This is a genomic window from Enterobacter sp. ZOR0014, assembly GCF_000798855.1.
Lineage (GTDB): Bacteria > Pseudomonadota > Gammaproteobacteria > Enterobacterales > Enterobacteriaceae > Enterobacter > Enterobacter kobei.
Map to the genome: position 1 here is coordinate 1 of NZ_JTLF01000200.1, position 11,665 is coordinate 11,665.

Below are 11,665 nucleotides of genomic sequence, written 5' to 3' on the forward strand. Positions count from 1 at the left end.
TGCCAAGGTCGGGGTCGCGAGTTCGAGTCTCGTTTCCCGCTCCAAATTCTTCTTCATATCTAAATTATCCACAGCGAAAAGAGTCGTTGGGGACGTTTTCTATTTCTTCTGAAATACTCTTGTGAACAGAGTTATCCACAGATTTCGTCTTTAATCCTGACTGTGCAGAAAGTTAGCAGGGTGAATAATATCCTTCCAAGTGGTTGTATAAATTTAAGAAAATTTGATTTCAAAATGTTATTGAGATCACTTGACCTCTTCTCAAGCCCAGATGGCGCTTGAGTTTTTATTTTTATACACAGGCTGTGAATAGTTCACGCATCCCGCGTAAGTCCTTTTTCGATGACCCTGACCAGCCGCTGTTTTTTCGGAGGCTGCACCTCAACCACACAGGCATTACGCTTCTCAATCTGCTGCGCAATCGCCCATTCTATGTGTTCATCAAGAAGTGGGTGCTCACCTCTACGGCTTTCAAGAGCCTGAATGTTCGCTTCATCCCACGGGGCATTACCCAGCGCGACGGCGACATTACGCAGCCAGCGCAGATGACCGATACGACGAATGGCCGAGCCTTCCGTCACTTTCAGGAACCAGGCTTCGCTCCAGGCGAACAGTTCGATGAGTTGTGGCGCATGCAGCGCCTTACGCGGGCTGAAATCCTCTTCATCCGTAAGCTGCGAATAACGGTTCCACGGGCAGATCAGCTGGCAGTCATCGCAGCCGTATATGCGGTTGCCGATAAGTGGTCGAAACTCCTCCGGAATGGCCCCTTCCAGTTCGATAGTGAGATAGGAGATGCAGCGACGGGCATCAACGGTATAAGGCTCAACGATAGCCCCCGTCGGGCAGATGGTCATGCAGGCCACGCAGCGGCCACAGCCTTCCTCCACCGGGCCGTCTATCGGTAACGGTAAATCAATCAGCAATTCGCCAAGGAAGAAGAACGATCCGGCGTCACGGCTAAGGATAAGTGAGTGCTTACCTGTCCAGCCAAGCCCGGCTTTTTCAGCGATCGGGCGCTCAAGAATAGGCGCGGAATCAACAAAGGGTCTAAAATTCAGCGAAACACAGTGCTGCTGAATAGTTTCCCCGAGTTTTTTTAAACGGTTACGCAGAAGCTTATGGTAATCACGCCCCAGGGCGTACCGGCTAACGTAACCCAGAGAGGGATTTTTTAGCGTGCGCGCAAAAGCCGCGTTGGCAGGCAGATAGTTCATGCGCACGCTGATGACGCGCAAGGTACCCGGTAAAAGCTCGTGTGGGCGGGCACGCATCATGCCGTGACGCGCCATCCACTCCATTTCGCCGTGGTATTGTTTGTCCAGCCAGGCCTGCAGTTTTGGCTCGCTGGCGGAGAGGTCGGTGTCGGTAATACCCACCTTCTGGAAGCCAAGCTCAGCACCCCACTGTTTTATTTTTTGCGCTAACTCATTGAGATCGAGGGGCTGTGACATGACGGACCATACAGTGAAGAAAAACCCCGCAAGTATACCACATTCCATCTGGCATGCGGATGACCTCCGGCGCGCCGAAAAAGAGGCTGCAGATAGCCTCGGGATCACCCTTTATGAACTGATGCAGCGTGCGGGAGAGGCAGCATTTACCGTTGCCCGCAGCGCCTGGCCGCAATCCACCCACTGGCTGATTTTGTGCGGACACGGCAATAACGGCGGGGACGGCTACGTCGTTGCCCGTCTTGCTGTAGCTGCCGGTATTCGCGTTACGCTGCTGGCGCTGGAAAGTGATAAGCCCTTGCCAGAAGAGGCCAGTGCAGCACGGGAGGCATGGCTGAATGCCGGTGGTGTGATTCATGCGCCTGATATCGTCTGGCCGGAGGATGTCGATCTGATTATTGATGGTCTGCTGGGTACCGGGCTGCGCAGTGCTCCCCGCGAGAATATTGCCGCGCTGATTGAACACGCCAACAGACATTGCGCCCCGGTAGTGGCGCTGGATATCCCTTCAGGCCTGAACGCGCAAACCGGCGCGACGCCTGGCGCCGTCATCCAGGCTGCGCACACCGTGACCTTCATTGCTTTGAAACCGGGTCTGTTAACCGGTAAAGCACGGGATGTGGTCGGCGTATTACACCATAACGCGCTCGGGCTGGAGGGCTGGCTAGCCGGGCAGGAAATGCGCATCGCCCGTTTTGATGCATCGCTGCTGACTGAGTGGTTTCCGCCGCGCCGTCCGACATCCCATAAGGGTGACCACGGCAGGCTGGTGATTATTGGTGGCGATCGCGGCACGGCAGGGGCGATTCGCATGACCGGCGAGGCAGCATTACGCAGCGGTGCTGGTTTAGTGCGAATTCTCACTCGTATTGAGAACATTGCACCGATAATCACAGCCCGACCGGAGCTGATGGTGCATGAGCTTACGCCCCAGACGCTTGAGGAAAGCCTCGAATGGGCGGATGTCGTGGTCATTGGCCCAGGGCTTGGGCAACAGAGATGGGGTAAACAGGCCCTGCAAAAAGTCGAGAATTTTCGTAAACCGATGCTGTGGGATGCCGACGCGCTTAACCTTCTGGCAATAAACCCGGATAAGCGTCACAATCGCATCCTGACGCCACACCCCGGCGAAGCCGCGCGCCTGCTTAACTGCAGCGTCGCAGAAATTGAAAGCGATCGCTTACTTTCTGCTCAGCGTCTGGTAAAACGTTACGGAGGTGTTGCCGTTTTGAAAGGGGCAGGAACCGTCGTTGCCAGTGACGAGGCGCTGGGCATTATTGATGCCGGAAATGCGGGCATGGCGAGCGGCGGTATGGGCGACGTGCTTTCCGGTATCATCGGCGCATTGCTTGGACAGAAACTTCCCCTTTATGATGCAGCCTGTGCGGGCTGCGTGGCCCACGGTGTCGCGGCAGATAAACTGGCGGCGCGATATGGGACACGCGGTATGCTGGCCACCGATCTTTTTTGCACGCTACGGCGTGTTGTTAACCCGGATGTGATTGACGTAGAAAATGACTAATCGAGCGATTCCTTTACCTGATGAACAAGCCACTTTAGATCTCGGCAAGCGCGTGGCGCAGGCCTGTCAGGGGGCAACCGTCATTTATCTGTATGGTGATTTGGGGGCGGGTAAAACCACTTTCAGCCGGGGTTTTTTGCAGGCGTTAGGGCATAACGGGAATGTGAAAAGCCCAACCTACACGCTCGTCGAGCCGTACACCCTCGACAATCTCATGGTGTACCACTTTGATTTATATCGCCTTGCGGATCCTGAGGAGCTGGAATTTATGGGGATCCGTGATTATTTTGCCAATGATGCCATCTGCCTGGTGGAGTGGCCGCAGCAAGGTGCGGGTGTGTTACCTGACCCGGATGTCGAAATTCACATAGATTACCAGGCACAAGGGCGTGAGGCTCGCATCAGTGCGGTTTCCTCATCAGGGTGTTCCTTACTGGCGCGTCTCGCCGGTTAAGCGTAGGGATGACGGGATGAAAAATCGCGTTAAAGGTTGGCTGTTGGCTGCTTCGGTGCTGCTGTGCGCGCAGGCCGGGGCGGCAAGCCTTTCGGATATTCAGGTGTCGAACGGCGAAAGCCAGGCCCGGATCACGTTTAGCTTTATGGGTGACCCTGAATACGCTTTTTCACAGCCAGACAGCCACAGCGTGGCGCTGGATATCAAACAGACCGGGGTGATTCAGGGGCTCCCGCTTCGGTTCAGCGGTAACAACCTGGTGAAAAGTATCCGCTCGGGTAACCCGCAGGACAGCCAGTCATTGCGCCTGGTGGTGGATCTCACCGAAAAGGGCAAAACGAAAGCGGTTAAGCAGCAAAACGGCGCGAACTATACGGTAGTTTTTACCATCAATGCCGACGTTCCGCCGCCGCCTCCGCCGCCACCGGTTGTCGCGAAACGCGTGGAGGAGCCTGTGTATACTCCGCGTCCATCGGAACCCGCGCGTAATCCGTTTAAATCGCAGAACGATCGCATTACCGCAGCAACCAGCAGCAATACGGTAACGCGTCCGGCGGCCAGTGCGCGCCGCGCGGTCAGCGGTGATAAAGTGATTATCGCCATTGATGCCGGACACGGTGGTCAGGATCCTGGTGCGATTGGCCCGGGCGGCACGCGGGAGAAAAACGTCACAATTGCCATTGCCCGCAAGCTGCGCGCGCTGCTGAATGACGATCCTATGTTTAAAGGCGTGTTGACCCGCGACGGCGACTATTTTATTTCCGTTATGGGGCGCTCGGACGTGGCGCGTAAGCAAAATGCCAATTTCCTGGTCTCTATTCATGCGGATGCTGCGCCAAACCGCAGTGCCACTGGCGCGTCTGTGTGGGTGCTGTCAAACCGCCGGGCAAACAGCGAGATGGCAAACTGGCTGGAAGAGCATGAGAAACAGTCAGAACTGCTGGGCGGTGCGGGTGATGTGCTGGCAAACAGTCAGTCAGACCCGTACCTCAGCCAGGCGGTACTGGATTTACAGTTCGGTCATTCCCAGCGCGTCGGGTATGATGTCGCCACTAACGTGTTGAATCAGCTGCAGGGCATCGGGGCATTGCACAAGCGTCGCCCGGAACATGCGAGCCTGGGCGTGCTGCGTTCGCCGGATATTCCGTCAATTCTGGTGGAGACCGGCTTTATCAGCAACAACGCCGAAGAGCGCCTGCTGGGAAGCGACAGCTATCAGCAGCAAATTGCCGAAGCGATTTATAACGGTCTGCGTAAATACTTTGACGCGCACCCGCTGCAGTCCGCGCCGTCGGGCGGAGCAGGCCAGGTGGCCAACGCTTCACTGCCGGGTGGGATGACCGCGACCAACTAAGGAGACAACATGCCGATTCAGGTTCTACCGCCGCAGCTTGCGAACCAAATCGCCGCCGGTGAGGTGGTGGAACGTCCTGCATCGGTGGTGAAGGAACTGGTGGAAAACAGCCTCGATGCGGGAGCTACCCGCATTGATATTGATATCGAACGCGGCGGGGCGAAACTTATCCGCATTCGCGATAACGGCTGTGGGATAAAAAAAGACGAGCTGGCGCTGGCGCTGGCGCGTCATGCAACCAGTAAAATTGCCTCTCTGGACGATCTTGAAGCAATAATCAGCCTCGGCTTTCGCGGCGAGGCGCTCGCCAGTATTAGTTCGGTTTCCCGCCTGACGTTGACCTCTCGTACCGCTGAACAGCAGGAAGCCTGGCAGGCATACGCCGAAGGACGCGACATGGATGTAACGGTTAAACCCGCGGCGCATCCTGTCGGTACCACGCTGGAAGTGCTGGATCTATTCTACAACACCCCCGCCCGACGCAAGTTTATGCGTACCGAAAAAACCGAATTCGGCCATATCGACGAGATCATTCGTCGTATCGCGCTGGCGCGTTTTGACGTCACCATTAATCTCAGCCATAACGGCAAGGTGATGCGCCAGTATCGCGCGGTGGCGGAAGGCGGGCAGAAAGAGCGCCGTTTAGGGGCTATCTGCGGAACGCCATTTCTGGAACAGGCGCTGGCGATAGAGTGGCAGCATGGCGATCTCGCTTTACGTGGCTGGGTGGCCGACCCGAACGCCAGCAGTGCGGCTTTCTCTGAAATTCAGTATTGCTACGTGAATGGCCGCATGATGCGCGACCGCCTCATTAACCACGCCATTCGTCAGGCCTGTGAAGACAAGCTTGGAGCCGATCAGCAACCGGCTTTTGTGCTTTATCTGGAGATCGACCCGCATCAGGTCGATGTTAACGTTCACCCCGCCAAGCATGAGGTGCGCTTCCATCAGTCGCGTCTGGTGCATGATTTTATCTATCAGGGCGTGCTGAGCGTATTGCAACAGCAGGTTGAGCCTGCATTGCCGCTGGAAAAAGACGATTCCTCACCGCGTCCCATCCCGGAAAACCGTGTCGCTGCGGGCCGCAACCATTTTGCGCAGCCCGCTGTCGCGCGAGAGCCGGAAACGCCTCGATTCTCAACCGGTGCGAGCACGACGCGTCCGACGGGAGCAAACTATCCGAACGCTCAACCCGGCTATCAAAAGCAGCAGGGGGCGTTGTACCGTAAGTTGCTGGAAACGCCTGCTGTTGAGCGCAAAGATCACGTTGCAGTGGCGACACCGTCCCTTGAAGGGCACAGCCAGAGTTTCGGGCGAGTGCTGACGATTATCGCACCGGATATGGCATTGCTAGAACGCGACGGCAAATTGCAGCTTCTGGCGTTACCGGTTGCCGAACGCTGGCTCAAACAGGCGCAACTGACGCCTGGGGAAAATGCGGCCTGTGCGCAGCCGTTATTGATCCCGGTTCGTCTGAAAATATCCGCTGAAGAAACACGGGTATTGCAGCGTACAGAGGCCCTACTGGCGCAAATGGGCATTGAAATGGTGCTCGAACCACAACATGTGACAATTCGCGCAGTGCCTTTACCCTTACGCCAACAAAATTTACAAAACTTGATTCCTGAACTGATAGGCTACCTGGCGCAGCAAACATCGTTTGAGGCCGCCAACACCGCGCAGTGGATCGCTCGCCATCTGGCCAGCGAACATACACCGTGGAGTATGGCGCAGGCGATTACCGTGCTGGCGGAGGTCGAACGCCTCTGCCCACAGCTGGTGAAAGCGCCGCCGGGTGGGTTATTACAACCTGTTGATTTGAAAACGGCGATGACCGCCCTGAAACATGACTGACGTAAGTAAGGCGAGCCTGCCAAAGGCAATTTTTTTAATGGGCCCAACGGCCTCCGGCAAAACGGCGTTAGCCATTGAGTTACGCAAAGTTTTGCCTGTAGAGTTGATTAGCGTTGATTCCGCCCTCATCTATCGGGGGATGGACATTGGTACGGCGAAGCCTGGCGCAGAAGAACTGCGTGCGGCACCGCACCGTTTGCTGGATATTCTCGACCCGGCAGAGGCTTACTCCGCAGCGGATTTCCGCCGGGATGCCTTAGCCGAGATGGCCGAGATTACGGCGGCGGGACGTATACCGCTGTTGGTTGGCGGCACCATGCTCTACTTTAAGGCGCTGCTGGAAGGATTATCACCTTTACCTTCCGCAGATCCTGACGTGAGAGCAAAGATTGAGCAACAGGCGGCAGAGCAGGGATGGGACGTGTTGCATAAGCAACTGGCAGAGATTGACCCGGTTGCGGCAGCGCGAATCCATCCAAATGATCCGCAAAGGCTTTCCCGGGCACTGGAAGTTTTTTTCATTTCGGGTAAAACTTTAACGGAACTGACGCAAACGTCAGGAGACGCTCTGCCGTATCAGGTGCATCAGTTCGCCATCGCCCCGGCGAGCCGTGAACTGCTCCATCAACGAATTGAGCAGCGTTTTCATCAGATGTTAGCTTCAGATTTTGAAGCAGAAGTGCGGGCGCTATTTGCCCGTGGAGATTTGCATACGGATATGCCTTCCGTTCGTTGTGTGGGATACCGCCAGATGTGGTCGTATCTTGAAGGTGAGATTTCATACGATGAAATGGTTTATCGAGGTGTTTGCGCCACGAGACAGTTAGCGAAGCGCCAGATCACCTGGTTGCGCGGTTGGGAGGGAGTTCACTGGTTAGACAGTGAAAAACCGCAACAGGCGTTAAACGAGGTGATTGAGGTTGTTGGTGATATCGCCCACTGAATGTGTACAATTGAGACGTATCGTGCGCAATTTTTCAGAATCGCAAGGTTCTAAGTACAAAACAAGCATATAAGGAAAAGATAGAATGGCTAAGGGGCAATCTTTACAAGATCCGTTCCTGAACGCATTGCGTCGGGAACGTGTTCCAGTTTCTATTTATTTGGTGAATGGTATTAAGCTGCAAGGTCAGATTGAGTCTTTCGATCAGTTTGTGATCCTGTTGAAAAACACGGTCAGTCAGATGGTCTACAAGCACGCTATCTCTACTGTTGTTCCGTCCCGTCCAGTCTCTCATCACAGCAATAACGCTGGCGGCGGCACTGGCAGTAACTACCATCATGGCAGCAACGCGCAGGGTTCTTCAACGCCAGCGCAGGACAGCGACGAAACCGAATAAGGTTTCAGCTGTTATCCACACGGGGAGCCAGGGATCCTGCGTTCCCCGCTGATCTTTTTAGAGAGGTTTACGCTTGTTTGACCGTTATGATGCCGGTGAGCAGGCGGTGCTGGTACACATCTATTTTTCGCAAGACAAAGATATGGAAGATCTCCAGGAGTTTGAATCTCTGGTCTCTTCCGCCGGTGTCGAAGCAATGCAGGTGATTACCGGTAGCCGTAAAGCGCCGCACCCAAAGTATTTTGTTGGTGAAGGTAAAGCAGTAGAAATTGCGGATGCCGTAAAAGCAACCGGCGCGTCAGTCGTGTTGTTTGATCATGCGCTGTCTCCAGCCCAGGAGCGCAACCTGGAAGCTCTCTGCGAATGCCGTGTGATCGACCGCACGGGATTGATTTTAGACATTTTTGCTCAGCGTGCACGTACCCATGAAGGGAAATTGCAGGTTGAGCTTGCACAACTGCGCCATCTGGCGACGCGTCTGGTGCGTGGCTGGACCCACCTTGAAAGACAAAAAGGCGGGATCGGTTTGCGCGGTCCGGGTGAAACCCAGCTCGAAACCGACCGTCGTTTACTGCGTGGCCGTATTACCCAGATCCTCTCGCGTCTGGAACGTGTAGAGAAACAGCGTGAACAGGGGCGTCGGGCGCGAACCAAAGCTGACATCCCGACCGTGTCGCTGGTGGGTTATACCAACGCCGGTAAATCCACCCTGTTTAACCAGATAACCGAGGCCCAGGTTTATGCCGCAGACCAGCTGTTTGCGACCCTGGACCCTACGCTGCGTCGTATTGACGTAGCAGACGTGGGTGAAACGGTGCTGGCGGATACCGTAGGGTTTATCCGCCATTTGCCACACGATCTGGTGGCGGCGTTTAAAGCGACGTTGCAGGAGACGCGACAGGCGACCCTGCTGCTGCACGTGATTGATGCGGCTGACGTACGCGTGCAGGAGAACATCGACGCGGTGAACGTGGTGCTGGAAGAGATTGATGCCCACGAAATTCCCACGCTGTTGGTGATGAACAAGATCGATATGCTGGAGGATTTCGAACCGCGTATCGACCGAGATGAAGAGAACAAACCGATTCGGGTCTGGCTTTCTGCTCAGGCCGGTATTGGTGTGCCACTGCTTTTCCAGGCTTTGACAGAACGTCTTTCCGGTGAGGTAGCGCAGCACACGCTGCGCCTGCCGCCACAGGAAGGCAGGCTGCGCAGCCGGTTTTATCAGCTTCAGGCGATAGAAAAAGAGTGGATGGAGGATGACGGCAGCGTGGGGATGCAGGTGCGTATGCCGATCGTTGACTGGCGTCGCCTCTGTAAACAAGAACCTGCGCTGGCGGACTATATCGTCTGATCAGAAAGGGGAAGCCTGAAAAATTCGCCCTTGCATAACAAATATGGAGCATATACATGGCGTGGAATCAGCCCGGTAATAACGGACAAGACCGCGACCCGTGGGGAAGCAGCAATAATCAAGGCGGCAACTCTGGGGGAAATGGCAACAAAGGTGGTCGCGAGCAGGGGCCGCCGGATCTGGATGATATCTTCCGCAAGCTGAGCAAAAAGCTTGGTGGCCTGGGCGGAGGAAAAGGTTCTGGCTCAGGGGGTAATTCCACTCAGAGTCCGCGCCCGCCAATGGGTGGCCGCGTAGTGGGCATTGTGGCCGCTGCGGTGGTAATCATCTGGGCAGCCAGCGGGTTCTACACCATTAAAGAAGCAGAACGCGGCGTGGTCACCCGTTTCGGTAAGTTCAGCCATCTGGTTGAGCCGGGCCTGAACTGGAAGCCGACCTTCATTGACGACGTGACAGCGGTAAACGTGGAGTCCGTCCGTGAACTGGCCGCCTCTGGCGTGATGCTGACGTCTGATGAGAACGTGGTGCGCGTTGAGATGAACGTCCAGTACCGCGTGACCGATCCTGAACGTTATCTGTTTAGCGTAACCAGCGCCGATGACAGCCTGCGTCAGGCGACTGATAGCGCCCTGCGTGGTGTGATTGGTAAATACACCATGGACCGCATTCTCACCGAAGGTCGTACCGTTATTCGTAGCGATACCCAGCGCGAGCTGGAGGAGACCATTCGTCCGTACAACATGGGTATCACCCTGCTGGACGTTAACTTCCAGGCTGCTCGTCCGCCGGAAGAGGTGAAGGCCGCATTTGATGATGCAATTGCTGCCCGTGAAAACGAACAGCAGTACATCCGTGAAGCGGAAGCGTACACCAACGAAGTTCAGCCACGTGCTAACGGTCAGGCGCAGCGTATTCTGGAAGAAGCACGCGCGTATAAGACGCAGACCATCCTGGAAGCACAGGGTGAAGTGGCTCGCTTCGCCAAGATTCTGCCGGAATATAAAGCAGCGCCAGAAATTACCCGTGAGCGTCTCTATATCGAGACCATGGAAAAAGTGCTGAGCCATACCCGCAAAGTGTTGGTTAACGACAGCAAAGGTGGAAACCTGATGGTGCTGCCGCTGGATCAGATGCTGAAGGGCGGTTCTGCACCGGCCGCGAAAGACACCAGCGGAGCGAACAACCTGCTGCGTCTGCCGCCAGCGTCATCGGGCAGCGCCAGCGCGAACACAACGCCTTCTTCGAACGATGGTGACATTATGGACCAACGCCGTGCTAACGCGCAGCGTAACGACTACCAGCGTCAGGGGGAATAAGGATGCGTAAGTCAGTTATTGCGATCATCGTCATCGTACTGGTCGTGCTGTATACCTCGATCTTTGTGGTGAAAGAGGGCGAGCGTGGGATCAAGTTCCAGTTCAGCAGCGTCGTGCGTGACAGTGACAAACGTCCGGTGATTTACGAACCGGGCCTGCACTTCAAGGTGCCGTTCATTCAGTCAGTGAAAACGCTGGATGCGCGTATCCAGACTATGGATAACCAGGCTGACCGTTTCGTGACCAAAGAGAAGAAAGACCTGATCGTTGATTCCTACATCAAATGGCGCATCAGCGATTTCAGCCGTTACTTCCTGGCAACCGGCGGTGGCGACGTTTCTCAGGCGGAAGTGCTGCTGAAACGTAAGTTCTCTGACCGTCTGCGTTCTGAAATTGGTCGTCTGGATGTGAAAGACATCGTGACCGACTCCCGCGGTCGTCTGACCCTGGAAGTGCGCGATGCGCTGAATTCCGGTACAGCGGGCACGGAAGACGAAGTGGAAACGCCAGCAGCGGATGACGCGATTGCGAAAGCAGCTGAACGCGTTCAGGCTGAAACCAACGGTAAAGTGCCGGTGATCAACCCGAACAGTATGGCTGCGCTGGGTATCGAAGTGGTTGACGTGCGTATCAAGCAGATCAACCTGCCAGCTGAAGTGTCCGAAGCGATCTACAACCGTATGCGCGCCGAGCGTGAAGCGGTAGCCCGTCGCCACCGCTCACAAGGCCAGGAAGAGGCTGAGAAGCTGCGTGCGGCAGCGGACTACGAAGTTACCAAGACGCTGGCGGAATCTGAGCGTCAGGGCCGTATTCTGCGCGGTGAAGGTGATGCGGAAGCGGCGAGGCTGTTCGCTGATGCCTTCAGCCAGGATCCCGACTTCTACGCCTTTATCCGTAGCCTGCGTGCTTACGAGAATAGCTTCCAGAGCAACCAGGATGTGATGGTGCTCAGCCCGGACAGCGATTTCTTCCGTTATATGAAGACGCCGACTAACGCAACACGATAAACTCTGGCAC

General features: G+C 55.6%; 10 protein-coding genes. 9 read left to right on the forward strand and 1 reads right to left on the reverse strand.

Annotated features, from left to right (window positions below):
* Nucleotides 1-314 precede the first annotated feature (314 nt).
* Entirely contained in the window at nt 315-1,454 is a 1,140-nt protein-coding gene (gene queG, locus L977_RS11020) for a tRNA epoxyqueuosine(34) reductase QueG (protein ID WP_047625756.1), read from the reverse strand.
* Here queG and nnr point away from each other — a divergent pair.
* The 9 genes from nnr to hflC all read left to right on the forward strand — a co-directional run bounded on the left by nnr (nt 1,453) and on the right by hflC (nt 11,655).
* Nucleotides 1,453-2,976, forward strand: coding sequence for a bifunctional ADP-dependent NAD(P)H-hydrate dehydratase/NAD(P)H-hydrate epimerase (gene nnr / locus L977_RS11025; RefSeq protein WP_047625757.1), 1,524 nt, complete (start codon nt 1,453-1,455; stop codon nt 2,974-2,976). The genes queG and nnr overlap by 2 nt on opposite strands.
* Entirely contained in the window at nt 2,969-3,430 is a 462-nt protein-coding gene (gene tsaE / locus L977_RS11030) for a tRNA (adenosine(37)-N6)-threonylcarbamoyltransferase complex ATPase subunit type 1 TsaE (RefSeq protein WP_014882224.1), read from the forward strand. Before nnr ends, tsaE begins: the two co-directional genes overlap by 8 nt.
* Before the next feature lie 16 nt (nt 3,431-3,446).
* The gene (amiB, locus tag L977_RS11035) at nt 3,447-4,784 is read left to right on the forward strand and encodes an N-acetylmuramoyl-L-alanine amidase AmiB (protein ID WP_045134425.1); all 1,338 of its coding nucleotides are present in this window, start codon (nt 3,447-3,449) and stop codon (nt 4,782-4,784) included.
* A gap of 9 nt (nt 4,785-4,793) precedes the next feature.
* Complete coding sequence (gene mutL / locus L977_RS11040) at nt 4,794-6,638, forward strand: DNA mismatch repair endonuclease MutL (protein ID WP_014882226.1); 1,845 nt, start codon at nt 4,794-4,796, stop codon at nt 6,636-6,638.
* Nucleotides 6,631-7,581 (forward strand): tRNA (adenosine(37)-N6)-dimethylallyltransferase MiaA, encoded by a 951-nt coding sequence (gene miaA, locus L977_RS11045; protein ID WP_032629682.1) that lies wholly within the window; start codon nt 6,631-6,633, stop codon nt 7,579-7,581. The genes mutL and miaA overlap by 8 nt, the downstream gene beginning before the upstream one ends.
* Nucleotides 7,582-7,666: 85 nt before the next feature.
* Nucleotides 7,667-7,978, forward strand: coding sequence for an RNA chaperone Hfq (gene hfq, locus L977_RS11050; RefSeq protein ID WP_008502919.1), 312 nt, complete (start codon nt 7,667-7,669; stop codon nt 7,976-7,978).
* Between the two features lie 73 nt (nt 7,979-8,051).
* Nucleotides 8,052-9,332, forward strand: a complete 1,281-nt coding sequence (gene hflX, locus L977_RS11055) for a ribosome rescue GTPase HflX (protein ID WP_023331851.1) — start codon at nt 8,052-8,054, stop codon at nt 9,330-9,332.
* Between the two features lie 56 nt (nt 9,333-9,388).
* Nucleotides 9,389-10,648, forward strand: coding sequence for an FtsH protease activity modulator HflK (gene hflK, locus L977_RS11060; RefSeq protein WP_014882229.1), 1,260 nt, complete (start codon nt 9,389-9,391; stop codon nt 10,646-10,648).
* Nucleotides 10,649-10,650: 2 nt separating this feature from the next.
* A complete protein-coding gene (gene hflC / locus L977_RS11065; RefSeq protein ID WP_047625758.1) occupies nt 10,651-11,655 on the forward strand; it encodes a protease modulator HflC in 1,005 nt (334 codons plus the stop codon).
* Nucleotides 11,656-11,665: the final 10 nt, after the last annotated feature.